We start from the raw sequence: 23,587 nt of genomic DNA on the forward strand, positions 1-23,587 counted from the left end.
GGTGGTCTTGTCTAGTCCTTGCCCTCGCGCTGACGTAGGTAGTCGTCCGTGGTTCGCGGCGGCGTGCGTTCGGGAACGCCCTTGAACGGATTGAACTGCTGCTCGCTCATGACGATGACGCGGCAGTCGGCGCACATCCTGAGCGCCTCGATCCGTTTGTCGCCGGCGGGATACATCCAGTGCCGCCCCTCGAGCTTGGCGGCGATCCGGTCGATCGTGCTTTTGACGCCAAAGGCCGTGCCGCAGCGGACACAGAGCGCGGGCTCCTCTTCCTTGATGACCGCGGCGGGTGCGCGGGCGGCGCGGAAATCGATCTGCGGCTTGAGCGTGATGACCTTTTCCGGACAGGTGGTCTGGCACAGGCCGCACTGCACGCAGGCATCCTCGATGAATTTCAGCACGGGCCGCTCGGGGTCGTCGCGCAGCGCGCCGGTCGGGCAGGCGGAGACACACGAGAGACACAGCGTGCAGCCGCCCGTGTCGACGCTGATCGCGCCGACTGGTGCGCCCTGCGGCAGCGCAATCACGTCCACCGGCTTTGGCGCAAGGCGATGCAGCTCGCTGAGGCCGAAGCGCAGGAGGTCGCGCCGCTTGCCGACGGTCTTGAAGGTCGCCGGTGTTGCGACCGCCGCAAGCGTGCCGATGCCGGTCAGATTGCCGCCGAGCCCGTCAGGGTCGTCGGTCTCGATCGTGGCGACGCGCTGGCCCTCAAATCCGAGACCGCCAAGGATCGCATCGGCAATGCCGATCGTCTGCGATAGTCCGGTCACATCGTGGCGCGGCTTTGCGCGCAGCAGGAAGCGCACGGCTGTTACGCCATAAGCGAATGCTCCGACGATCGCTTCCAGCCCGACCTGCGTGAGTTCGTTGACGACAAAGGGAAGCACGTTCGCCGGAAGACCGTCGCCATGTCGTGCCAGAGCATCGATCAGCGGTGTGCCGTGCGGGCCGTCATGGAACAGCAGCACCGCGTTGGCGCCGCCGGCTTCGTGGTAGGCGAGCAGCATGGCGCGAATTCGTTGAAGCTGCGTATCGGCAGGCGGCAACGTGTAAGATGCAGCGCCGGTCGGGCAGGCGGCGGCGCATTGCCCACAGCCCGCGCAGATGTTCGGGTCAACAGCGACATGATCGCCGGCGGGCGTGATTGCGCCGGTCGGGCAGAGATCGAGGCAGCGATGGCACCCCGTGCGCTTCGAGCGCGAATGGGCGCAAAGACCGGGCGTAACGTCGACATATTTCGGCTTGTCGAAGCTGCCGACGAGATCGCGTGCGGCGAGCACGGCACGCAGCACCGCGGCGGGATCGTTCGGGTCGGCGCGGAGATACCCATCGCGCACGTCGTATGCGGGAAACAGTGGCATTCCGCCCGAAAGGTCCAGCACGATATCGCAGTGCGACGTCACTCCGTTTCGGGGAGGGTCAAGCATGAAGCGATCGCGCGAGGAGGGGCGGGGCCTGGCATAGTCGTCGATCGTGAGCTCGAAGGCGCCAAAGTGTCCTTTTGCGGAGCGGATGGTGCCCCTCACGATCGGGAAGACCGTTGCCGCCTGCGGCACGGTGTCACTGATCTGCTTCAGCATGACCGTGACGTCGAGGTGATCCGCAAGCAGCCGGCCGGCCTCGATCGCGGCTTCGTCGCGCCCATAGATCAGGATCACGCCGTCGCTCGACAGGGTGACCAGCGGATAGTCGGGCGCCGGGATGGAGGCGGCCGCCAACAGGGCGGCCATTTTCGCGCCGGTGCGCGCCCCTTCGTGTGACCAGCCGGCCGTCTCGCGGATATTGACAAAGCTGATCGCCTTGGCCCGTTCGCCCGCCTCGTGCGAAAACTGCGCGGCCTGCTGCGTGCAGGCGACCGTCAGCGGGCCAGTCTCCGCGGCTGCCTTGCGGAAATGATCGAGTTCGGGCCCGCAGAGATGGCGAAAGCCTCTGATCTCGCTGTTCGGACATCCGCGCCGGATCGCGGCCATGTCGAGACGCATCGTGTCTTCGCACGAGCAGATCAGGACGGTCTTCGATGGCTGTTCCAGGTTGACCCCTCCGCCATTCGGGCGCCGACGACGGACTCGCGCCGACCCTTCGCCTCGTATAGACATTATTCATCGGGAAGAAAAGGAAAGCGGAGGACGGCCTGACGTCGACCCCTGTCAGCCACGTTTCCGTGGCGGAACCGATCCATCTGCCGCCGCCGTTCACATTGGTGCGGTTGCGCGAGAGTGGCGACGCTTTTGCCCAAGCATGCCGCATTGCACCGGAGAGTGGCGCCGGCACGCTCGTCTACGTTGGGCGCTTTGACCTGGCGGAGTTCGCCGTGGTGCTCGAGCCGGCTGAGCCGCTGCGCAGCGCGCGACGCGCGTTCTACGCCGGCATGGTCGCGCTCACCGATGCCCTGCGCGCCTACGCGCCGCCGAGCAAGTCGATCGCGATCGGCTGGCCGGACGCCGTCTGGATCGACGGAGGCCTGGTCGGCGGCGGCCGCATGGGGTGGCCTCTCGCGGCCGTTGAGGAGGAGCCGTCGCCGTGGCTGGTGTTCGGCGCGATGATCCGGACGATTGCCATGAATGACGACGAGCCTGGTGTTCATCCGCTCGCCTCGGCGCTCGACCTGGAAGGCTTTGGTGAGGCCGGCGCGGCGCAGATCACAGAGAGCTTTGCCCGGCACCTGATGCTGGCATTCGATGGCTGGCAGGCGGACGGTTTTGACGGCGTCGCGCGCGAATATCTGTCCCGCATGCCGCGCGAGCGACAGACCGTACGGCGCATCGACGATCGCGGCGATCTCCTCACGCGCCGGATCGGGATCGGCGCGATCGAGCGTGGCGACCTCGTGCAGGCGCTCGCGACCCCATCCTGGCTCGATCCGGCGCTCCGGGGGCCGCGGCTGTGAAGCTCCTGCGCACCATCGCGCTCGATCCCTCCGACACATTCGTGTTTGATGTGGCGGCGGAGCCGGGCGAATGGGCTGTCTCCGGCGTTTTCCGCTTTTGGGATTGCGATGCTGCGAAGCTCGAGGGAAAGGCGCGCGCGGCTTTTCGCGGCGGTTTCCTCGGGGTGCAATCCTGGGGCTGGTCGACGCTGGCGCAGATCGTTCCGGCCACCGAGGACGATTACCGCAGCCTGGTCGATCTCCTTGCCGGGCAACTGGTCGATCGTTTCGGCGCGCCGGATATGGCGGCCGCGAAGAGCGCCGCAGAGGAGGAGGTAGCGTTTTCGCAGTCGCTCTGCAGCCATCCGATCAGCTCCCTTGTTGCGGTGCACCGGGCCGTAAGCGACGGCGAGGTTCGCGAGTCCTTCCGCCGACTGCAACTGCGCGAAGGGCAGGGGCACGGCAAGGCGTTCTCGTTCATGGAAATGGAGGACGACATCGAGCCTGACGGCAATCTCAAGCTTGTGGATCTGGGCCGGAGGCCAACCGCCAGATGAACGATTTCTGGATTGCCTGCGGCCATCATCTGCTCGATCGCGACGAGGGCGGTGGGCTCCGCGTTACCGACGAATTCCTCAAGGCCTATTTTGCCCGTCCCGAGCTGATGCCGCCGGAGGATGCGTGTCAGGTCGAACGCCGACTGCACCGGGAGTTGCTCTCCGATCCGCGCCAACCGGTCAGCGCCGGCGAAATCGCCGGTATTGCCGACCCCGACGCCCGGGAGAACTGGCAGTTCGTGCTGGCCTTTCGCGATCTCCTGTTGCGGCATCCGACGCTCGAAGCCGCTTATCTTGCGACGGTGCGCGCAGGCGCGAACGATCTGCCGCCGCTGTTCGTCAATCAGTTCGTGCACGTCATCCTGCGCAATGCGCTCGACGGTTGCGACGATCCGTTCGTGCTGCGCGCGGCCGAACTGTTCTTCCGGGCCCAGCGGATTCTGCCGCATGAGCAGGCCCTGCTGCTCGGCGACGAGGAGATCGTCGGCCGAATTAGCCCAACTCCGGTGCTCTCGCTGATGTCGATGCTGGGCGCCACGACCGATGCGGTGGTCGATGTCTTGAACGCGGAGAATGTTGCTGCCTATTGGCAGCGCAGCGACCAGTTCGACATGGCCTTCGACCTCACGGCCGACGGTATGGGGCCGACTGCCCTGGCGCAGGTGATGAGGCGCTGGCTCTCTCATCTGCTCGGTCTGGACGTCACGATCGAACCGTTGCGCGCACTGCAGGACGCAAAGCTCACCTGGTATGTCGGGCTCGATGCCGATGCCACAAGGCTCGGTGATCGTCTCTGGCACGGCGAGGAGCTCGACGGGCCCAGCGCCGACCGTGTGCTCGCGCTGTTCCGCCTCACCTTTGTCGATTCAGCGCTCGCGCTCGACGATGTCGAGGACGAGCCGGTCTACCTGATCCTGTCGATGTCGGCGGATCAAAAACTGCGCATGAAGCCCCAGAATCTGCTGACAGGCTTGCCGGTCAAACGTCTGGAGATGGTGACATGAGCCCCGCGGCGCTGCCATTGCTGTCGATTCCGGTCGGTGTCGTGGTGGAGCGGCGCAAGGCCGACTCTCCTTGGGTCGATTTCATCTGGCGTGGCGTCGCCATCCTGCCGGACGAGCCCGCCACGAGACCCTGGACCGTGCTTCGCGAGCAGGACTGCACGACGCTGTTCTATGCCGGAAGCGCGACCGTGGATCTTTATCCGTCCGAGACGGCGCGCTATCGCGACAATCTTGCCTCCGGCAGTCCGAGCATCTGGACCGTGCTGTCGCCTTCGGAAGGCGTGTGGCCCTATGTCGTCACGACCGTTACCGCCGATCCCGCGGAAGGCGAGAGCTTTACCGAGGCTGCCGACAATCTCGTCGAGGCGGTGCCGATGCCGGAGGTGCTGCGGGAGGTGATTGAAAGCTTCGTTGTCGAGCACCATGTCGAGCGGGAGTTCGTCAAGCGCAAGCGGCGCCGGGCTGACCCCGAGGCGCTCGCCCGGCGCGAACATGAAGGCGGACAGGAATGAGCGAGGAAGAGTTCCTTGCGCGTTGGTCCCGCCGCAAGCGCGAGTCGCGACCGGAGCCGGCTAAGCCTGCCGAGGCGCAGCCCGCGCCGCCGCCCGAGGCCAAGGATGGTGCAAAGGACGTCGCGAAGGACGGCGAGAGCGAGTTCGACCTCTCAAGCCTGCCATCGATCGACGAGATCAACGCTGCGACCGACGTCACCGCGTTCCTGCGCAAGGGTATTCCGCAGGAGTTGAGCCGTGCGGCCCTTCGCCGCGCCTGGGCGGCCGATCCCGCCATTCGCGACTTCATCGGGCTCGCGGAGAATGCGTGGGACTTCAACGATCCGACCGCGATGCCGGGTTTTGGGCCGCTCGATTGCTCTTCGGAGGAACTGGCCGCACTCGTCGATCGCATCGTCGGCGGGGTGCGTGAGGCAGTCCGATCCCTCCCCGAGGCGTCGATTGAAACTGCGGATTCTTCAGCGCATTTGCATCAAGCCGATTCGACAGCCGTATCCGACGTCGTCGAGCCCCCGATCGAGGCGGAATGCCCAGCGATCCCTGCTGCAGCGCAACTGACGGTGGCGGACAGACCTGCGGATTTTGCCGAGCCCGTCAGGCCGCGTACGCACGGTGGTGCACTGCCGCACTGAGCAGCACGACCAAAGACTATAGGCTTGGGCTATGGGCGGGCGATTGACGGTTCGTGGAACCGGGATTACGCTTCTTCCTAGTGCTTTGTTAGAAAAGCAAAAATCAAGCAGACGGGACTCTTGGATGGGAGGTCCACGTGCGTGATGACGGGCTTGATCGTGCGATCGATGCCGCGGGCGGCATCGCCCAGCTTGCGCGCAAAATCGGCATCAGCCAGCCGTCCGTCTCGAACTGGACGCGCGTGCCCGCACAACGGGTGATTGCGGTCGAAACCGCCACCGGCGTTCCTCGCAACGACCTGCGGCCCGACCTCTACAGCGAACAAGCCGTTTCCTCAGAGCTCGTCGATCCCGTCGATGCTGCGCGGGCGCAGGAATACGCGCTGCTGGCAATGCTGCTGTCTGCGCCGCCGTCGCGACGATTGCTCGACCAGCTTTCCATGTTGACGGACGACACGACGCCGCTCGGGCGCGCGCATGTTGCGCTGGCTGAGGCGGCCTCAAGCGCTGTCGCGGCGAAAGTCGAGCGCGAATATTTCGACCTGTTCGTCGGGCTCGGCCGCGGCGAATTGCTGCCCTACGCCTCCTATTACCTCACTGGCTTCCTCAACGAACGGCCATTGTCGCGCCTGCGTGCGGACCTGGCGGGGCTCGGCATCGAGCGGGTTGCCAACAACTCCGAACCTGAGGATTCCGCCGCCATCCTGTGCGAGATCATGTCGGGCCTTGCCGACGGACGCTTCGGCGTCTCGCCCGATGCCCAGCGCGCCTTCTTCGAAAAACATGTGTCGCCCTGGATGGCGCGGCTGTTCGCCGACATCGAGAGTGCCGGGAACGCCCGTTTCTATCGGGCAGTCGGCGCGCTCGGTCGCACCTTCATCGGGATCGAGACGGAAGCATTCACATTCGCCAACTGATCGACGCGCGTCGGTCCGGGAGAAATGCGATGAGTGAAGAAACCAAAGCCAAGGTCGGACGCCGCGATTTCTTGCGCAAGGTCGGCATCGGTACGGTCGGCGCGGGCGCGACGCTCGCGACGCCGCTGGTCGGCTCCGCGCAAGCGGACAGCGAGAACAACGATGAGAAGCGCAAGGCGCGCTACAAGGAATCCGACCACGTGAAGGCCTATTACCGCGTCAATCGCTACCCGACTTGAGAGGGAGGCCGCCCGTGCTTATCAAGCGAACCCACCAGAATTCCAATCGCCGCGGTTCTGTCGCGAACACCCTTGCAAGCCAGACTACCGGTCTCGATCGCCGTACCTTCCTGCGCCGGTCCGGTCTTGCGGGTGGCGCGCTCGCAGCCCTCGGCACCCTGCCGGTTTCAGGCGTGCGCAAGGCGGAAGCGGCCGTGGCGGGTCCGCTAACCGCCGGCGCCGCCGTCAAGAAGAGCATCTGCACGCATTGCTCGGTCGGATGCACCGTGACCGCGGAGGTATTGAACGGGGTTTGGATTGGCCAGGAGCCGAGCTGGGAGTCCCCCATCAATCGCGGATCTCATTGCGCGAAGGGCGCTTCGGTGCGCGAGCTGGTGCACAGCGAGCGGCGTCTGCGCTATCCGATGAAGCTCGTGAATGGGCAATGGACGCGCGTCTCCTGGGACACCGCGATCAACGAGATCGGCGACAAGATCTTCGAGGTTCGCGAAAAATCGGGGCCGGATTCCGTCTATTGGCTCGGCTCGGCCAAGATGACCAATGAAGGCTCGTATCTGTTCCGCAAACTCGGGGCGTTCTGGGGCACCAACAACACCGATCATCAGGCACGCATCTGCCATTCCACCACCGTCACCGGCGTCGCCAACACCTGGGGCTACGGCGCGATGACGAACAGCTACAACGATATTCGCAATGCCAAGACCCAGATGATCATGGGTGGCAATCCGGCCGAGGCGCATCCGGTTTCGTTGCAGCATTTGCTCGAGGGCAAGGAGCTGCAAAAGGCCAACTTCATCGTCATCGACCCGCGCATGACGCGCACCGCCGCGCACGCGACGGAATACGTGCGGATGCGTCCGGGTACCGACATTCCCGTGCTCTATGGCATCATGTGGCACATCCTCCAGAACGGCTGGGAGGACAAGGAATTCATCAAGCAACGCGTCTACGGCTTCGACGATCTCCGCAAGGAAGTGGAGAAATGGAATCCGCAAGAGGTCGAGCGCGTCACCGGCATTCCCGGCGAACAGCTCAAGCGGGTGGCTAAGATGTTCGCCACCGAGAAGCCGTCGACGCTGATCTGGGCCATGGGCCAGACCCAGAAGACCGTCGGCACCGCCAATGTGCGGGCGAGCTGCATCCTGCTGCTCATGACCGGCAATGTCGGCGGACCGGGCATGGGCGCCAACATCTTCCGCGGCCACGATAACGTGCAGGGCGCGACCGATGTCGGGCTCGATATCGTGACGCTGCCGTTCTACTACGGCCTTGCAGAAGGCGCCTGGAAGCACTGGTCGCGGGTCTGGGAAGTCGACTACGAGTTCCTGAAGTCGCGCTTTGATTCCAAGCAGATCATGGAAACTCCTGGCATTCCGCTGACCCGCTGGTTCGAGGCGGTGACGCTACCGAAAGATCAAGTCGCTCAGAAGGACAACGTGCGGGCCGTGTTCGTTCAGGGACACGCCAGCAACAGCATCACCCGCATTCCGGAGTCTCTCAAGGGCCTGAAGGCGCTGGACCTGCTTGTCATTGCCGACCCGCATCCCACGACCTGGGCGTCGCTGGCGGTGGAGGCTGGCCGCAAGGACGGCATCTACATTCTTCCGGTGGCCACGCAATTCGAGTGCAAGGGATCTCGCGTCGCCTCGAACCGCTCGCTGCAATGGGGCGAGCAGATCGTGAAGCCGATCTTCGAATCCAAGGATGATCTCGAGGTCATCTATCTCATGGCCAAGAAGCTCGGCTTCGCCGACCAGATGTTCAAGAAGATCAAGGTCGAGAACAACCTGCCTGAAGCAGAAGACGTGCTGCGCGAGATGAACCGCGGCAGCTGGTCGACCGGCTATTGCGGCCAGTCGCCGGAGCGGCTCAAGGCGCACATGAAGAACCAGGCAAAGTTCGACATGCTGACGATGCGCGCGCCGAAGGACGATCCCGAAGTCGGCGGCGATTATTACGGCCTGCCGTGGCCGTGCTGGGGCTCGCCGGAAGTCAGGCATCCCGGCACGCCGCTGCTCTACAACACCAATCTCGCGGTGATGGACGGCGGCGGCACGTTCCGACCACGCTTCGGTATCGAGCGCGAGGAGAAGCTGCCGGACGGAACCACGCGCAAAGTCAGTATGCTGGCCGACAAATCCTATTCCAAGGATTCCGAGATCCAGGACGGCTATCCCGAATTCACGCTGGCGAGCCTGAAGAAGCTCGGCTGGGACACCGATCTCACCGAAACGGAGATGGCCACGATCATGAAGGTCAATCCGACCAATCCGGATTCGGTGTCGTGGTCGCTCGATCTCTCAGGGGGCATCCAGCGGGTCGCGCTCAAGCACGGCTGCGTGCCTTATGGCAATGGCAAGGCTCGCATGAACGCATTCGGCCTGCCTGATCCGATTCCGGTCCATCGCGAGCCGATCTACACGCCACGCGTCGACCTCGTCGAGAAATATCCGACGCTGCCCGATGCCAAGCAGTTCCGCATGCCCAATATCGGCTTCTCGGTGCAGAAGGCTGCCGTGGAAAAGGGGATTGCCAAGCAGTTCCCGCTCATCCTCTCCTCGGGCCGTCTGGTCGAGTATGAGGGCGGTGGCGAGGAGACGCGGACCAATCCGTGGCTTGCCGAACTGCAGCAGGACATGTTCATCGAGATCAATCCGGCCGATGCTGCCGATCGCGGTGTCAAGGATGGCGGCTGGGTCTGGGTCACGGGCGCCGAGAACAATTCCAGGGCGAGGATGAAGGCGCTCGTCACTGAGCGCGTCGGCAAGGGTGTCGCCTGGATGCCTTTCCATTTCGGAGGCTGGCTGGGAGGCAAGGATCTTCGCAGCGCCTACCCGAAAGGGACCGATCCGATCGTTCTTGGCGAAAGCGCGAACACCATCACCACCTACGGATACGATCCCGCGACCGGCATGCAGGAGCCCAAGGTCACGCTTTGCCAGATCGCGGCGGCATAAGGAGCAACGACGATGGCACGTATGAAATTCCTCTGCGACGCCGACCGTTGCATCGAATGCAATGCCTGCGTCACCGCTTGCAAGAACGAGCATGAGGTGCCCTGGGGCATCAACCGGCGCCGCGTGGTCACCATCAATGACGGCAAGCCGGGCGAGCGCTCGATCTCGATGGCCTGCATGCATTGCACCGACGCGCCCTGCGCGGCGGTGTGCCCGGTGAACTGCTTCTACACCACCGCCGATGGCGTGGTGCTGCATTCCAAGGATCTCTGCATCGGCTGCGGGTATTGCTTCTACGCTTGTCCGTTCGGCGCGCCGCAATATCCGAAGGTCGGAAACTTCGGCTCGCGCGGCAAGATGGACAAATGCACCTACTGCGCCGGCGGCCCGGAGGCCGACGGAAGCAAGGAGGAATACGAGAAGTACGGCGCGAACCGCCTCGCCGAGGGCAAGCTGCCGCTGTGTGCCGAAATGTGCTCGACCAAGTCGTTGCTTGCGGGCGACGGCGAGATCATCGCCCAGATCTACAAGGAGCGCGTCTTGAAGCGCGGCTACGGCTCGGGCGCGTGGGGCTGGAAGACCGCGTATCGCGAGACAATCGAGTCCTGAAATGGACAACCGAAGGGCGCACAACACCGGGAGGACGTGATGGCGTCAATTGAAAGGATCATTCGCCTGGCTTTCGGCGCGTGCGCGCTGCTCCTCTTGGTCATGGCGGCGCCCGCAACTGCTCAGCAGGTCAATCCGACCGCGAGTGCGGTCAAGGAGCAGCAGCTTTTGCAGGAGCTCAACCGGATCCAGGGGCGCGTCAGCATTCCCGATCAGCGGTCGGGCGTTCTCGAGCAGCCGCAGGGGCGGGAATGGCGTGAGTTCCGCAACGTGACATTGCGCTGGGTCGGGGGCGTTGCCATCCTTGGCATGATCGCGATCATCGTGATCTTCTATCTCTCCGTCGGGATGGTACGTCTCGAAGCCGGACGGTCGGGCCGCACCATCGTGCGCTTCAACATGTTTGAACGCTTCGTGCACTGGATGACCGCGAGTTGCTTCATTGTCCTGGCCATTTCCGGGCTGAACATCACGTTCGGCCGGCCATTGCTGCTGCCGCTGATCGGCTTCGAAGCTTTCTCCGAATGGTCGCAATGGGCCAAGTACGCCCACAACTATCTGAGCTTCCCCTTCACCATCGGCGTCGTCCTGATCTTCCTGATGTGGATCGGCGGCAATATCCCGAACAAGGTGGATGTCGATTGGGCGAGGCGCGGCGGCGGCCTGATCGGTCACGATCATCCGCCGGCCTATCGCTTCAATGCCGGCCAGAAGATGATCTACTGGATCGTCGTGATCGGCGGCGGCTTGGTTGCAATCACCGGGTACGCGCTCATGTTCCCGTTCTATATGACCGGGATCGAGGCCATGCAGATGGCCCAGATCGTCCACTCCATTGTGGCCGTACTGTTTGTCGCGGCGATGATCGGGCACATCTATATTGGCACGATCGGAATGGAAGGTGCGTTCGAGGCGATGGGCTCAGGCGAGGTCGACGTTAACTGGGCGCGCGAGCACCATAGCCTCTGGTTCGACCAGGAGACGGCACGAGCGGGGCCCGACGACGGACAGTCACGACCCGCAACCGAGGCGGCAGAGTAAGACGGACAGCCGCGAAAGCGGGTGGTTCGCTCTATTGCGCCGGTTCTTTCGCAAACAAGATCGAACGGTCTTGCATCTCCTGTTCAGGGAGCTTGTTCGCCTGACCTGTCTGCAGTTCTTGGATGGATGGCATGCCGTTCTGATCGAACAGTGCGTGCGATCTGAGCATGCTGCTGGCCGCTCCGGCGAGAAGCAAGGCTGCAATGAGCGAGAGCATGAGGCGTTTCATGCGCATCTCCGTCTGCCATGTCCACCCAGCACGACGGATACACGTATATTGTCTTGCGCAATGTGAGCCACTTCACAGCTAGCGGTTCCGAAGTCATCGACGCGTCTCGTCCAACGAAGCCGGAAGTACGAAGCGAGGAAACGGGAAGAGCCCGATCAGACTCGCGCGAATACGTTCGGCGCTGTCTGTTGTGATGCGACTTTGGTCGTGATGAGAGCCGGAATCAGGGTCTAAGCTGCGATGTTTGCCGCTGTGCAAGTGGCCGTATGGCCTCGCTCTCGTGGGCGCGATGTGGGCACCGGTAGACCCCAAAGGATCCATCGAAGGCAATTGGCGCCTGTCGAAGGCGGGCTAGAGAGGACACGGCACGCTTGCGGCGAACAGGGTTGCGCATCCATGCTGGTCTTTGATTCAGCCAGCATGGTGATCAGAAATGCACTAACTTGGGAATCGTTCGCGTGCGATATCTCGTTGCTCGTGGCTTTCGCGCACGCGACGCCGATGGTCGTCTGTCTCCCGAGCGCCGTGCTTCCGCCCTTCGTACTCTCTCCCGGAGCCGCTTCAATTGAGCGAGCAGGTTAACGAGCTCGATCGCTGTATGATGCAGAACAGCCAGGCTGCAAACCCCAGTACTCACTATAACACCCCAACAGGCCTTGCCGAATCCGTGACGGGAAGATCGAATTTGTGACGACGTGACAATAATTTCTAAGCAATGGATCCCGGAGTCGTCCGTTCGCTTTACGACGATACGCAGAAATATTTTCGAGCACTCTAGTGCATTGCATCAAAATGCTTGCATCGGAAAAGGGAGTTTGGACGCGCGCTTTGAAATGGCCCTGGCATTACTTCAGCGCGAAGGAGCCGCACGAAGGATATCCACCGTCCGGGCGATTGATTCTTCGACCCAGGCCTCGCGGGCGAACCAGTTGTGATTGGCCTCACAGATTGGGCAAAGAGTATTGCCGAAAAACACGATGCTCCGCAGGAAAGTCTCGCGATCGGATTTGATGCCGGTAGGAATCGCGCGACCCGTTTGCGGACACTCGACCATGACCATACCCATGTGACCCTCCCAGAAACATACTGCTGAAAAAGGGGCCGGTCGGCTGGAGTGCGCTCTCGTCGGTGCGGGTTACTTGGGGGGGCATCGCACCTGGGGTCGTTGTCGAGCAAAGGGCAGCTTGCTCGTGACGACGCTTCTCCAACCGACCGGATTCCTGCTTGGCGAATTCTCGGGATACCGCCGGCTTAGCCGGCAGGCCTATGAAATGAGGCTTTCGGCTTCAACCGAAGGCTTCAGGGAGGCCCTCACAATTAGCATGTCCCAATCCCTGCGGCTTCGTGCCAAATATTCTGCTAAATATCTTCCTCTTGACGGACAGATCGGCCAACCGGATCACTGGTCTCACTCCCCCTCACGCAACTCGTTAACATTATCTTTTCGCATTTAATGCGCAATTAAATTCGTGTTGTCGGTCCGGTTTGCGACTCTCGGTCGATTTATTTTGTGGGCTGTCGCGGCGGGGTGTCGTCATCGAAAAGGTCGGGCCCTTCGCACGCTCGGCCCATCCCACTACCGGCCATCAGTCCGGTGCGCGCCGCCAATTTGCTTTGGTAACGGGTGGTCAGGTTCGGTTCAAATATGAAATAAATTTTGATTATATGGCACTGTTGTAAATATCGTTGTTAATTGCTGCCGATCACGTAAGCTAAGCTCGTCCAGGTTTCGTTCGGCTGGAGGAGACAATGTGGGATTTAACTCTTAGCGAGTACGATTTCGCCCCCGATGCGCCGCAGTTGGCCCAGATGCGCGCGGATTTGATAGGCATTGGCGAGAAGGAGCGCATTCTGCGAGAACGCAGTGCCGATCGCGAAGCCTATCGGTACCTCCTGGATGCTCATCGGTTGAGCGCGAGCGCACTTTCTTTGAGAGCAGGTGTTGAACATTTCTCCGGAGGGAGGGGGTAGGGCGGCCAGCTGTGGCATGACGGACCGGATTGTCGCTTCGAAACGAGGCCGATTGGGTCACTTGTGCCCGGCAGACGGGAATTGCTGCGCCGCGGATGGTTCGGATTGACTTCGTGGGCTGCCGAGGCCGCGACGATAGCATCCCAGGCGCTGTCGTCGCTTCGTCGGTACAGCGAGGCAGATGTCTTCACATTGGTTGGAGCCGTGCTGGAAAGATCGTCGGCAGAGATGGTGTTGAGACCGGCTTCGGACGCAGTGTTCGCGCTGCTGGACGGTCGATCGGTGCTCTTCAGCGGAGCAGGGCAGAAGATCTTTGAACTGGACCGAATAGGGGCATTCATCTGGTGTAAGCTGGCGCAAGGCGCCTCTCTGGAAGACGCCTGTAAGGGGCTTGGGACGCTAGGCGTTGACGAGCACACGGCGCGCCAGTTCACGCGACAGGTCGTAGATGCCTGGATCGATCGAGCGTTGCTCGAGGTCGACTGGCAAATGCGGACCGATTGTGCCTTCTCAGCGGTACTGGGCCGGCACCGAATAGGGGTCCGAGCTGCAAATCGGGACCTGTTGGGGCGGCTGTGCTCGCTGTTTTGTGTTTCAGACCAGAGCGCCGGCGGCGATGACGACATTGCGATCGAGGCAATGATGCTGGACGAGCAAGTGATCTTGCGCGGAGAGGATTCCAGCATCTCCAGATGTCAAGTCGAGGCTCTGGCCCCAACGATCAAAGCTCACATCACCGAGCGGCTTATTCGAAGCGATCGCTGGACCTTCTCCCTTCATGCCGCTTCTCTTGTGAAGGACGGTATGGGCCTGTTGTTGTGCGGCCAACCGGGAGCTGGAAAGTCTACCCTCTCATTGCAGCTGGTGGATGCCGGACTTCGGTACGCCGGCGATGACGTTGCGCTGGTTGGCGCGGACGGAGCGATCTGCGGCATCCCGTTTGCACTCACCCTCAAGGAGGGATCGTGGGATTTGCTCTCGCGACTACATGGCGGCCGGTACGATGCGACGCATTGCCGCTCCGACGGCGTTCTGGTGCGATACGTACCCATTGCGGATGCGTACCGCCAGAGCTTTTCCGCAAGCTGGATTATCTTCTTGAACCGTGTCGCGAGCGGTCCGGCCGAACTAACCGCGATAGATCGACTGGATTCGATGAAGCGGCTCATCGATAACGCGTTTGCTGCTGACGGAAGACTTTCGCAGGCCGGCTTTTTCGCCTTGAAGCGGATCATCGCGGGCGCGCGCTCGCTTCAACTCACCTATTGCGAGGCCGCGGAGGCTCGGCGCGTGCTTATGGATCTATGCAATGGCAAGGCATAGCGCGGCGCTGACGAGCCTCTGCAATTGCCTGCGAGGCATGCCACCTGTCGATGTCGAGTGGACGTCCGTAATCGCGCTCGCAAATCAGACACTGACGACGCCGGCGCTCATCGATTTTGTCGACAAATTTGCACCGATCCTTTCGGAGGACGTCTGCGGATATATTCGCCAGATCCACCGCCGGAACGTGCTGCGGAACAATCGGCTCGTCGCTCAACTCGAAGAAGCCGTCATTGCGATGAACGACCTGGGAATTACGCCAATCATGCTCAAGGGGGCATCGACACTGGTGACCGCGCCCGAGGAGCGACGAGGCGTTCGGCTAATGTCTGACCTGGATATTATGGTTATGCCGGACGACGCCAGATTGGCGGTCTCCGCCCTATGCGCAATTGGCTACGATGTAGACTATGAGACCCCTCCTGAAAGCCCTAGATGGCATGTCGAGCTAAATCGCTCGCAGGATGTCGGGACCATCGACCTGCAGCGGGCAGCTCCAGGTCCTGCGTACCTCTACCAGAGCTTCGGGCACCCGCTGAACCATTGTGTGCCGGCGCCGCTGGGGCGCGGACGCGTGTATATCCCCGCGCCCACCTACCGGGCGCTCATGTTGATCATCCATGATCAATTTCAAGACTACGGTTATTGGCTGGGCGATCTCGATCTGCGGCACCTTGTGGAATTGCGCGATATGAGCAATTCTGCTGAGGGCCTGGATTGGAAAGAGCTTGCCTCTCTTGTGTCAGGCGAATTGATGAAGAACGCGGTTGAAACTCAGCTGTTCGCTCTTGCTGAGTTGCTTGGCGTCGAGATTCCGCAAGAGTTGCGCTCTCGGCTGATTCCCCGTCTGCAGTTCATGCGACAGTTGATGCAAGCACGATTTCCGGCCACACGCGTGCCCTTCCTCGCAATGATGATGCTGGATCTCGGAAACTACCGGAAGATGGCGAATGGCACCATCCAACCCACTGCGCGCCGGCGTGGATTGTGGTCCCTGCCGAGGATGGGAACCCTGCAGTTTCTGTTGAAGGCGGCCGTCGCGGTGCGCGCAGGGAAGGCCTAAAATCACAAGCTTCTCCGTAAAGGCGGCAGCTCCGAAGCGAACGCTTTCAATTGGCCGCGTTCCGAGCGGCTGCCAGCTTCCGTGGATCAAACGATTTCGCGCATGCGGGATTTGCAGTGGCAGGGCAATCAATGCCCCTGACCACCAGCATTCTGGTCGGAGGCTTCACCGTTCTCGTGAATCCTGAACTCCTCCAATGTGTGCCCTGATTGTAGTGCGGCGACCAGCCAGCGCGGCTGTTTGCCACGTCCAGACCAAGTCTCTGTCGGTTTGAGAGGGTTGAAGTATTTCGGTACGACCTTTGGGTATTTGCGGCGGGGAGGCTGGCCTAGGCCCATCTCTGCCGCCCCGCTCTCGGGCTCACCGACCTGTTCCGGTTGATTGAGTTGCGCCAGGCGCTTCTCCAACTCCCGCTTTTCGGCCGTGATCTTTTCAGCAAGAATCTTTGTTAGCTCCTCGTGGAGGAGCCAAAGTTCCTCAAAATCCATGGTTTCGAGATCTTGCCTGCGCATACGATTCTGGTCACCGTTCGACCCACGCCCCGACTATCTTGTCATCTCCACGCCGAGTATCGTTTCCGAGCGCCAAATCTGGGGATAGATCCAAGGCTGGTTTTTCAAATTAGCGTGACGATAAATAAATAATATATTATTTAATATTTATTGCGAGGATTATTTTCGTTATTTTTAATGCCCCGAAGAAAGGGGTCGAATGTTATCGATTGCCCTCTGGGCGCCTTCAGGAGGCCATCAGCCGGTTCATTGCTCCCGCGGCTGAATAGACTGATAGCCAGGCTTTGAAGCCACAAATCCAGCTGCGACGGCTCGCCCTCAGGCGTATTGCAGTCCCTCAGCATCCCGGATGCCGCGGGTCCATGGTTCAGTAAGAGCGAAGCAGCGCGGCCCGCGTGCCGGATATGTTTTTCGAGGGCGCGGCATGGGAGGTCGATCCCACGCCCGACCTACCGTGTCATTCTTCACTTGAGTCGAGACGTCGGTGCACGCAAGGCGCGTAATGTTACTTCGGCCGCTATTAAATTCAGCGGATAAGTTCATTTTTTTGTCTTGATCAGAACCGGCGGCGCAGTTATGTGGAGCACGAACCTGCCGTTCGGTTCCAAATATTTTTGAATAAGCTGATCACTTGGTTCTTGATTACCCGGCCGGGACAATATTAAATGGGCGCAACTACAGGATGCTAGCATGTCGACCAAGAAGCTCGAACTAGAAGCGATGTCTCTCGACGATCTATGGTCGCTTCATGAGGAAATTAGCGGCATTTTGTCGGATCGGATTAAGGCCGAGAAGCAGGAACTCGAGAAACGCCTAGCGGTTCTCGGCGGGGGGATGGCTGTGTTGGCCGAAGCAGGCGGGCCGGGCGTCTCGCCGACCGGCAAGCAGAGGCGCAAATATCCGCGCGTGCTGCCGAAATATCGCAATCCCCAGACTTCCGAAACCTGGTCAGGGCGTGGCAAGCGGCCGCGGTGGTTGGTTGCTGCCATGAAATCCGGCCGTCGGATCGAAGAGTTTCGCATAGGGGCAGCGGCTCCGAAGCTCCGGCAGCGGGCGTGAAACCTCGCTGCGCCAGCGGGGTTGCGGAGTCTGGGGCTTTGGGCGGGGATCAACCCTAGTAGGCGTTGCGGCCCCGCAAGACCTCCATCGGAGTTTGCAACACGATTGCGAGATCCAGCCGAAGACTCCAATTGTCGATGTACCAGAGATCGTACTGTACACGTGCTTCGATCATGGACGCTGTGGGTGTTGCACCGCGGCAGCCGTGGATCTGGGCCCATCCAGTCAATCCTGGCCTGACCCTGCGGCGAAACGCGTAGTTTCGCACGAGCTTGTCAAATTCCCCGTCGTGGGCCAAGGCATGGGGACGCGGACCCACCAGCGACATGCTGCCGTCAAGAACATTTAGCAGCTGTGGCAGTTCATCGAAGCTTGACCGCCGTAGCCATTTGCCGACGCGGGTGACACGTCGATCGGCGTGGTGGGCCTGAAGGATCACGGGCCCGTCCTCGAGCACATGCATGGTCCGGAATTTGCGGATCAAGAAGGTCCGGCCGTTGAAGCCACAGCGCTTCTGCCGAAAGAATACAGGGCCTGGAGAATCCAGTTTGATCGCGACTGCGGCCAACGCAAGCAGCGGCGCAAGTATCGCCAGCGCGAGTCCCGCGCCAATAATATCAATCATCCGCTTCGTCGCGCATTCCAGCGGTGTGAGGGGGCCGGGCTGAAGTTCTACACAAACGGCGCTTCCAAGACTTCGCGTATGATGTCGAAGCAATTCGGATGGTGTGCCGACCGGCACAAACATGATCGGGAACGGCAATACCCGTAAATCGGCAATGAGGGCCCGAAGTTCGTGCCATCGTTCCGGCTTAGCTTCCACCACCACCTGCTCAAGCTGGCAACTGCGAATGTAATCGATCACGCGGGCGGTGAGCCGCCTTCGACAGACAGGACCAAAGCCCATTGGAGGCAAGCTGAACCGTCCCTTGACGCAATAACCGTGCATGGCGAGCGCTTCAGACAGCCCCGCGTTCTTCGATAGTGGTTGATCGCTGATCAGAACAATATTTGTCTCGGCGAACTTTCTGCCGCTGAGTCCCCTTCCGAGAAGCGCCTTGACCCCCCACCGCTCGGCCATAAGCAAGCCGAGGCCCAAGACGGCGAAAAGCGGGGCTGCTTGCTGAGAAGACTCCGGGCGAACCGCAAAGCCGGACACGGCCCAGATGAAGAGCAACAACGACGTCCAAGCCATACAGACGACGCGTATTTGGTTTCGGAGGGCGAGGAGCTCAACTGGCTGATAAAGGCCCTGGGTCTTCAGCACGCAAACGAGATAAGCCGCGCTTACTAGCGCCAGGCCAGTTGCAGCGCCCAAGTCGCCTGCGGCCTGTCCATTTTTAGCCTGATGCAGCAATGTGGAAGCGACGCTCGCAAACAAAATGGTCGCAATATCCGCGCAGAGCGCCACGTATTCAACCGAGTCATAACGGAGGGGCCATTTGTGCTGGCGGGACACAGCCGGCCCGGGACTGACACGATCCGTAACCTCCCGATCGGGAAAATGTCGGTTCACGAAGTTCATTTCTCGGCACCAGCGAGTTAATATTTAATATATTATTAATTAACTGAATTTATCAAGAAAAAAATACCGACCTTGGCTATCTAGCATTCCGTGCCGCCCGGAGGGTTTATCGAGATCCCTGTCGGGAGTTCCGCGCGTGTATCTTGTCGAGGTACGACGGATCCAGCTCCGAAATCAGGCTCTCGAGATAGACCTTTCCGTCGGCCGAAGCCGACCGGTATGCGGCCGCAAGCACCGGGCTCACGATAGGCTGATGCGTAACGACGATGCTGACGTCTCGTTTGATCAAGTCACGGAACTCGAAGTCCCGTAGCACTGCATCTGTAGCGAGTGCGATGGACAGCCTCAACGGAAGCAGATCCAACTCGTTGGGCGCGGTGTACCACGACATCTTGAGCATCGCTGCCGTGCTAGACTGAGCCAAATTGTGCTTCGATGCCGCCGCCAGCAAGAGCCAAATGTCGCCGCGGAGGGGCGAAGAGCGCAATGTACGAGCAAACGCTTTTGAAGCCGCTGGAGAATCTGTCTTTTGCTCGTCCGCAGCTGGTGTCAAATCCCAACTGGATCTCGCTTCTCCTCGGAGAGATAAGTCTTCACGTGTCGCCGCAACTGAAACCGGTTTCGAGATCCCGTACGGCCATGGTGCTATTGTCGATAGGGCTGTCGACAAAGAAGATTGACCACCGAGATACCACTCGTGAGGGACCGTCCATACTGCCTGCATGATCAGCACGATTCCAAGCAGCATCAGGGCAGCGCGGGGCCAAATGGCGGTCAATGATGACGCGAACTTTGGAAGCGGCGCCGGAGCCGGACCGGCCATCCGCTCCGAAGGCGCCATCCATTCCGCGGATATGGCGTCTCGGCCCGCGCCGGGGAGGCTTTGAGCGAACGCCAGTCCAAAAAGCGCAGCGACTAAAAGCGACGCGCCCAAACCCAGAATTCCGTGATCGGCAAAGGCAAGTATCGTCAGCGCTATCGAAGCGCCCGCGCCCAGGGCCGGGTACACGTAATCGTAAGCTCGAGAAAGGGAACGCCAGACCAGAATACAGGCGCCGAGCATTGCTATAATTACGAGGCCGCAAAGGAAGGCCCAGCCCATATCTATGACAATGGCTGCGGCGGCGGTTGGCCTTTCTGTTGTCGCGCCGGTTCCAACGTCGCGATAAATCGGCAAGAGGACCGCCGAAGCGCCCGCACCGGATCCTGCCGGCGCGACGTCCTGCAGCATCCGTTCTGTCGCGATCTGGCTGCTCGTTGACAAGGCGATCGTCAGATCGGTGTTCGTTCTGAACGGAATGACCGTGACGCTGGCAATAGAGAATATTGCGGCTGTTGCGAAAATGCCGGCGGTACCCCACAAGCCCAAGAACCACCTGCGAATAGCGAATACCGATAGCAAGATTCCTGATCCGAGGACGGCAGAAACGATGGCGGTGGAGTTGGCCCGGCTGAGCAGCGCGGCCAGGCAGAGGATCATTGCGATGATCGCCGCGAACAGAGCCGGGAGCGGGGCTGGCGCGATTGTTCCGGGCCGACTGTGCCGTCGTAGCTGATCGAGCGCTCGTATTGCCGTCGCACAGGAAAGCAAAACGCCGAGCATAGCGACGGTTGAGCCATCGGGCCCGGCAATACCAGTTGTTTCCTTACGGAACCACATAGCAGTGGCGATCGTGGCTATCGACAGGAGAATATGAAGGACCTGCGCCGCGCGGTATCGATCAAGCGCGATGACCGCGGTGAGGAGGGCCGCGGCGAGCACTGCACAATACTGCGAGAGCGAGACCATAGTCGCCCTGGTATCGACCGTGACTATTTCGGCGAGCGACTCGTTCAGGGCGGCCGATGCAGTGGCCCAAATGGGATTGCCGAATGTGCCCATGGGCATCGGCACTGCCTGTAACGCCATCCAGAGCGCCGGAGCCACGAGTACAGCGACGAGACCGGGCCGGAGCAGCTTGGAGAGCCCGAGGGAGGTGGACGATGGAAAGATCGCTACGACCAGCGCGGCCGTTGCAAGTACGAAGGATGCCAACACCCAGCTTTGCAGGCTTTCCGGCATCGCGAGCGCCGCGGTAATCGCCACGAACTCGGCCAACATGACAAGGCGGATAATCATGTGAACCTCATCGTGGTGCGGCCACTCCGCCGATCCACCGGCCGGAGAACGCGGAGGCCGCTACGAGACAGCCTCAAGAGCCGGAAAGTCCATAACGGATGTAGTGGCTGTCATGATAATAGTAGCTCCGATGACCGTCATATCGAGCCATTGCCTTGGTATCGGTTTTGCTGAGCACTGCCCCAATGAGCGACTCGTGAATGTTGGGTGCTGTGTGCAGCGCGTGCTGCACGACATCTATTTTGGTACGGCCCCATTCAACAACCAGAATGTAGCAGTCGATGAGAGATGAAGTGGCTCGGACATCAACCAACGGGGTCAGGGGAGGAAGGTCGACGATGACGTAGTCATAGTCAGCTCGCAAACGGTCGAACAGCTTGCTTATCGCGTCCGCGCAAAGAATTTCGCTGGTGTGAAGCAGGGGTCCCCGCCGCACGGCGGGCAAAAATGCAAGGTTGGTTGTCGGATCCCGCCAAATGGCGTCCGCCAGAGACCGGGTGCCGTTTGCAACTTCGATGATTCCGCTGACAGCCTTGGGCGCAAAGATAGCTGTTAGTGAGGGATTCCTGAGGTCGCAGTCGACGATGATGGCTCTCTTGCCGGTGTGCCCGATCAATTGCGCGAGCGAGGCCGCAATCGTGGTCTTCCCCTCATTCGGCAGGGCCGAGGTAATGCCGATGACCTGGGAGGAGATTTTCGCCGGATTGTGGTCGATGGCCAGCTTGATAGAACGAATTGCCTCCGTATATCGAGATAGCGGCATCCCGACCACGGTTCGGTGAATTGCGGTTGGAGACGAAACTATCCGCTGCTGGTTATCATCATCGGTTTTCAGGAGCCGAACTGACGGCTTCGGAGACTTGCGGGCGGGTAACAACGGGACCATAGATAGGCAAGGCAATTCCAACACAGTTTCCAGTTGGGAGGAGGTACGAAAGACGCGGTCCATGAGGTCTCTGAGGAGCGCCAAGCCGATGCCCACTCCAAGACCGCCAAGGATGCCCAGCGCCAGTACCAGCCTTGTCTTTGGCTTGCTCTTGCTGGGCGGTGGCGAAGCGGGAAAAAGGACCCGTGTTTCTGAGACAGGAAATGTCTCCTGCTGTGCGGAGCCCATGTAACGCTGCAAGAAGGTCTCGTACAGGCTGCGCAAGCCCTTCGCCCGGCTATCTAGATCCTTGATAGTCAACTCGGCAGAATTGACTGAACGAGACTGCGAAACGGACTTGGACAGCTGCTTTTCGACTTCTTCCTGGCGCTGTTTGGCGAGTTCGAACTCGCTTCGGCTGACTTCGGCAAGTCTTCTGACTTCGTCGAAAATGGAGACACGAAATTCCCGCGCGCGATTCCGGACATTGACGACTGCCAGGTGGTCGCGACCGACCCTGGCGGACAACTCGGCCTCGCGTCTCATGAGTTCTAGATACTGCTGGCGCAGCCCCGTGATGATCTGACTGTTCAGCGCATCGGCCCCGACGGCATCCAGATTGGCCATCGAGGCCGGATTTTTCGGATCGGACGAGGTAAGGAGAGTTTGATAGCGAGCCAATTTGGCCGTGGCCTCAGAGGTCTGGGCGCGTGCGGCAGCCAATCGATTGTTGATCTCCGTGATCTGCTGCTCGTCGATGGGCTTTCCATCCAGAGAAACAATATTGTTCTGGGCCTTGTAGACGTCGACGGCCCGTTGTGCAGTGAGGGCCTGGTCACCAAGGTCGCGCAGCCTCTCCTGCAGCCAGCTTGTTGCCCTGCGATTTGCATCGAACTTTGCGTTGAGCTGGTCCGCAACATAGGCCTTGGCTACGGCGTTGACGATCTCCGCGGCCCGAACCGCGTTGCTCGAATTGAAACTGATCTCAATGATGTTGCTGTACCCGATACGTCCCGCTGAAAGTCGGCCGAGAAATGCGTCTACCATGGCGTCCGATGGTTCGCCCTGCGTATCCGAGGGCCCTTCCTTCTTCGGTCCATTCGAGGCGAATGATCGGATTCGCTGCCAGAGCGACTGTAGAGATGGCCCCGATGCCTTAAAGTCCGGATCGTCCGTCAGTTTCAACTGGTCGATCACCGCAACCGCAATTGCCCTTGATCTCAGGAGCTGAAGCTGGGTCTCGATCTGACCGAGATCGTATGCCGGCTCGGCGACGAGCGATTGCTGCTGGACAAACTGGGGCCTTGGATTGGCTAACAGGATCTGAACCTGCGCCGTATAGGTTGGAGATACCAGCCGGAGATAGAGCACGCTGGCCGCAGTGATGAGTCCAGCAGTGACAAGGATCACGAGATATTGGCGTCGCAGAAGCCCGATAGCGAAATTGATGACGTCGTTGATCCCTCCGCTGTCTGCCTGGACGGGTTGAGCAAGCCCGTTCACCGCCAGCCGTAGTTTATCCGTGTGTTGAAGATTGTTCTGGAGCATCACGTACCTATCCGACTGAGCCACGTTGAGGCCGCCCGC

The 23,587-nt window shown here is 60.7% G+C and carries 21 protein-coding genes; 14 read left to right on the forward strand and 7 right to left on the reverse strand.

The features are described from left to right. Window positions 1-11: 11 nt before the first annotated feature. Entirely contained in the window at window positions 12-1,982 is a 1,971-nt protein-coding gene (locus A3AS_RS0102870; protein ID WP_018316099.1) for a 4Fe-4S binding protein, read from the reverse strand. A 179-nt stretch (window positions 1,983-2,161) separates the two neighbouring features. On the opposite strand from A3AS_RS0102870, the gene A3AS_RS0102875 reads away from it, so the two are divergent. From A3AS_RS0102875 to A3AS_RS0102920, 10 genes are all read left to right on the forward strand, one after another. Beyond that, complete coding sequence (locus A3AS_RS0102875) at window positions 2,162-2,887, forward strand: biotin/lipoate--protein ligase family protein (protein ID WP_245283132.1); 726 nt, start codon at window positions 2,162-2,164, stop codon at window positions 2,885-2,887. Further along, on the forward strand, window positions 2,884-3,423 hold the full coding sequence (locus tag A3AS_RS0102880) for a DUF6505 family protein (RefSeq protein ID WP_018316100.1): 540 nt from the start codon (window positions 2,884-2,886) through the stop codon (window positions 3,421-3,423). The genes A3AS_RS0102875 and A3AS_RS0102880 overlap by 4 nt, the downstream gene beginning before the upstream one ends. Then, window positions 3,420-4,427 carry a DUF6352 family protein gene (locus A3AS_RS0102885; RefSeq protein WP_018316101.1) on the forward strand — a complete coding sequence of 336 codons (1,008 nt, stop codon included), beginning with the start codon at window positions 3,420-3,422 and terminating at the stop codon, window positions 4,425-4,427. Before A3AS_RS0102880 ends, A3AS_RS0102885 begins: the two co-directional genes overlap by 4 nt. Continuing rightward, entirely contained in the window at window positions 4,424-4,939 is a 516-nt protein-coding gene (locus tag A3AS_RS0102890) for a DUF3305 domain-containing protein (RefSeq protein WP_018316102.1), read from the forward strand. Before A3AS_RS0102885 ends, A3AS_RS0102890 begins: the two co-directional genes overlap by 4 nt. After that, on the forward strand, window positions 4,936-5,571 hold the full coding sequence (locus tag A3AS_RS0102895) for a DUF3306 domain-containing protein (protein WP_018316103.1): 636 nt from the start codon (window positions 4,936-4,938) through the stop codon (window positions 5,569-5,571). The genes A3AS_RS0102890 and A3AS_RS0102895 overlap by 4 nt, the downstream gene beginning before the upstream one ends. Before the next feature lie 137 nt (window positions 5,572-5,708). Continuing rightward, the gene (locus A3AS_RS0102900; RefSeq protein WP_018316104.1) at window positions 5,709-6,488 is read left to right on the forward strand and encodes a molecular chaperone TorD family protein; all 780 of its coding nucleotides are present in this window, start codon (window positions 5,709-5,711) and stop codon (window positions 6,486-6,488) included. Window positions 6,489-6,517: 29 nt separating this feature from the next. Then, window positions 6,518-6,727, forward strand: a complete 210-nt coding sequence (locus A3AS_RS0102905) for a twin-arginine translocation signal domain-containing protein (protein ID WP_026201605.1) — start codon at window positions 6,518-6,520, stop codon at window positions 6,725-6,727. Between the two features lie 14 nt (window positions 6,728-6,741). Then, window positions 6,742-9,684 (forward strand): formate dehydrogenase subunit alpha, encoded by a 2,943-nt coding sequence (locus tag A3AS_RS48130; protein ID WP_018316105.1) that lies wholly within the window; start codon window positions 6,742-6,744, stop codon window positions 9,682-9,684. 12 nt (window positions 9,685-9,696) lie between these two features. After that, window positions 9,697-10,293, forward strand: coding sequence for a formate dehydrogenase FDH3 subunit beta (gene fdh3B, locus A3AS_RS0102915; RefSeq protein WP_018316106.1), 597 nt, complete (start codon window positions 9,697-9,699; stop codon window positions 10,291-10,293). Window positions 10,294-10,332: 39 nt separating this feature from the next. Then, complete coding sequence (locus A3AS_RS0102920) at window positions 10,333-11,334, forward strand: formate dehydrogenase subunit gamma (RefSeq protein ID WP_018316107.1); 1,002 nt, start codon at window positions 10,333-10,335, stop codon at window positions 11,332-11,334. 31 nt (window positions 11,335-11,365) lie between these two features. On the opposite strand, the gene A3AS_RS0102925 is transcribed toward A3AS_RS0102920, so the two are convergent. Together A3AS_RS0102925 and A3AS_RS0102930 are read right to left on the reverse strand one after the other, a co-directional pair. Next, entirely contained in the window at window positions 11,366-11,563 is a 198-nt protein-coding gene (locus A3AS_RS0102925; RefSeq protein ID WP_143109136.1) for a hypothetical protein, read from the reverse strand. 850 nt (window positions 11,564-12,413) lie between these two features. After that, window positions 12,414-12,629, reverse strand: coding sequence for a hypothetical protein (locus A3AS_RS0102930; RefSeq protein WP_049814761.1), 216 nt, complete (start codon window positions 12,627-12,629; stop codon window positions 12,414-12,416). 683 nt (window positions 12,630-13,312) lie between these two features. On the opposite strand from A3AS_RS0102930, the gene A3AS_RS44700 reads away from it, so the two are divergent. The 3 genes from A3AS_RS44700 to A3AS_RS0102945 all read left to right on the forward strand — a co-directional run bounded on the left by A3AS_RS44700 (window position 13,313) and on the right by A3AS_RS0102945 (window position 15,920). Beyond that, window positions 13,313-13,534 carry a hypothetical protein gene (locus A3AS_RS44700; protein WP_245283133.1) on the forward strand — a complete coding sequence of 74 codons (222 nt, stop codon included), beginning with the start codon at window positions 13,313-13,315 and terminating at the stop codon, window positions 13,532-13,534. An 81-nt stretch (window positions 13,535-13,615) separates the two neighbouring features. Then, window positions 13,616-14,857, forward strand: a complete 1,242-nt coding sequence (locus A3AS_RS0102940) for a serine/threonine protein kinase (protein WP_245283134.1) — start codon at window positions 13,616-13,618, stop codon at window positions 14,855-14,857. Next, window positions 14,844-15,920 carry a nucleotidyltransferase family protein gene (locus tag A3AS_RS0102945; protein ID WP_157644196.1) on the forward strand — a complete coding sequence of 359 codons (1,077 nt, stop codon included), beginning with the start codon at window positions 14,844-14,846 and terminating at the stop codon, window positions 15,918-15,920. Before A3AS_RS0102940 ends, A3AS_RS0102945 begins: the two co-directional genes overlap by 14 nt. Before the next feature lie 128 nt (window positions 15,921-16,048). Here the strand turns inward: A3AS_RS0102945 and A3AS_RS0102950 are convergent, their stop codons facing one another. Beyond that, complete coding sequence (locus A3AS_RS0102950; protein WP_018316113.1) at window positions 16,049-16,432, reverse strand: H-NS family nucleoid-associated regulatory protein; 384 nt, start codon at window positions 16,430-16,432, stop codon at window positions 16,049-16,051. 690 nt (window positions 16,433-17,122) lie between these two features. Here A3AS_RS0102950 and A3AS_RS0102955 point away from each other — a divergent pair. After that, on the forward strand, window positions 17,123-17,491 hold the full coding sequence (locus tag A3AS_RS0102955; RefSeq protein WP_018316114.1) for an H-NS family nucleoid-associated regulatory protein: 369 nt from the start codon (window positions 17,123-17,125) through the stop codon (window positions 17,489-17,491). A 55-nt stretch (window positions 17,492-17,546) separates the two neighbouring features. Here A3AS_RS0102955 and A3AS_RS0102960 read toward each other — a convergent pair whose 3' ends face one another. The 3 genes from A3AS_RS0102960 to A3AS_RS0102970 all read right to left on the reverse strand — a co-directional run bounded on the left by A3AS_RS0102960 (window position 17,547) and on the right by A3AS_RS0102970 (window position 23,548). Beyond that, window positions 17,547-19,016, reverse strand: coding sequence for an exopolysaccharide biosynthesis polyprenyl glycosylphosphotransferase (locus A3AS_RS0102960; protein WP_026201608.1), 1,470 nt, complete (start codon window positions 19,014-19,016; stop codon window positions 17,547-17,549). A gap of 106 nt (window positions 19,017-19,122) precedes the next feature. Beyond that, window positions 19,123-21,135: a hypothetical protein gene (locus A3AS_RS0102965; protein ID WP_018316116.1), complete on the reverse strand. Its 2,013-nt coding sequence runs from the start codon at window positions 21,133-21,135 to the stop codon at window positions 19,123-19,125. Window positions 21,136-21,208: 73 nt separating this feature from the next. Beyond that, window positions 21,209-23,548, reverse strand: coding sequence for an AAA family ATPase (locus A3AS_RS0102970; protein ID WP_026201609.1), 2,340 nt, complete (start codon window positions 23,546-23,548; stop codon window positions 21,209-21,211). Window positions 23,549-23,587: the final 39 nt, after the last annotated feature.

Origin of the sequence: Bradyrhizobium sp. WSM2793 (assembly GCF_000379585.1) — a bacterium.
In the GTDB taxonomy this organism is placed as follows: domain Bacteria; phylum Pseudomonadota; class Alphaproteobacteria; order Rhizobiales; family Xanthobacteraceae; genus Bradyrhizobium.

What these genes read in the sequence shown, in the direction of transcription:
- A3AS_RS44700 (WP_245283133.1), top strand. Translation starts at nt 13,313, where the DNA reads ATGTGGGATTTAACTCTTAGCGAGTACGATTTCGCCCCCGATGCGCCG.
- A3AS_RS0102920 (WP_018316107.1), top strand. Translation starts at nt 10,333, where the DNA reads ATGGCGTCAATTGAAAGGATCATTCGCCTGGCTTTCGGCGCGTGCGCG.
- fdh3B (WP_018316106.1), top strand. Translation starts at nt 9,697, where the DNA reads ATGGCACGTATGAAATTCCTCTGCGACGCCGACCGTTGCATCGAATGC.
- A3AS_RS0102945 (WP_157644196.1), top strand. Translation starts at nt 14,844, where the DNA reads ATGGCAAGGCATAGCGCGGCGCTGACGAGCCTCTGCAATTGCCTGCGA.
- A3AS_RS0102970 (WP_026201609.1), bottom strand. Translation starts at nt 23,548, where the DNA reads ATGCTCCAGAACAATCTTCAACACACGGATAAACTACGGCTGGCGGTG.
- A3AS_RS0102895 (WP_018316103.1), top strand. Translation starts at nt 4,936, where the DNA reads ATGAGCGAGGAAGAGTTCCTTGCGCGTTGGTCCCGCCGCAAGCGCGAG.
- A3AS_RS0102870 (WP_018316099.1), bottom strand. Translation starts at nt 1,982, where the DNA reads ATGCGTCTCGACATGGCCGCGATCCGGCGCGGATGTCCGAACAGCGAG.
- A3AS_RS0102925 (WP_143109136.1), bottom strand. Translation starts at nt 11,563, where the DNA reads ATGAAACGCCTCATGCTCTCGCTCATTGCAGCCTTGCTTCTCGCCGGA.
- A3AS_RS0102955 (WP_018316114.1), top strand. Translation starts at nt 17,123, where the DNA reads ATGTCGACCAAGAAGCTCGAACTAGAAGCGATGTCTCTCGACGATCTA.
- A3AS_RS0102885 (WP_018316101.1), top strand. Translation starts at nt 3,420, where the DNA reads ATGAACGATTTCTGGATTGCCTGCGGCCATCATCTGCTCGATCGCGAC.
- A3AS_RS0102890 (WP_018316102.1), top strand. Translation starts at nt 4,424, where the DNA reads ATGAGCCCCGCGGCGCTGCCATTGCTGTCGATTCCGGTCGGTGTCGTG.
- A3AS_RS0102965 (WP_018316116.1), bottom strand. Translation starts at nt 21,135, where the DNA reads ATGATTATCCGCCTTGTCATGTTGGCCGAGTTCGTGGCGATTACCGCG.
- A3AS_RS0102960 (WP_026201608.1), bottom strand. Translation starts at nt 19,016, where the DNA reads ATGAACTTCGTGAACCGACATTTTCCCGATCGGGAGGTTACGGATCGT.
- A3AS_RS0102930 (WP_049814761.1), bottom strand. Translation starts at nt 12,629, where the DNA reads ATGGGTATGGTCATGGTCGAGTGTCCGCAAACGGGTCGCGCGATTCCT.
- A3AS_RS0102905 (WP_026201605.1), top strand. Translation starts at nt 6,518, where the DNA reads ATGAGTGAAGAAACCAAAGCCAAGGTCGGACGCCGCGATTTCTTGCGC.
- A3AS_RS0102950 (WP_018316113.1), bottom strand. Translation starts at nt 16,432, where the DNA reads ATGCGCAGGCAAGATCTCGAAACCATGGATTTTGAGGAACTTTGGCTC.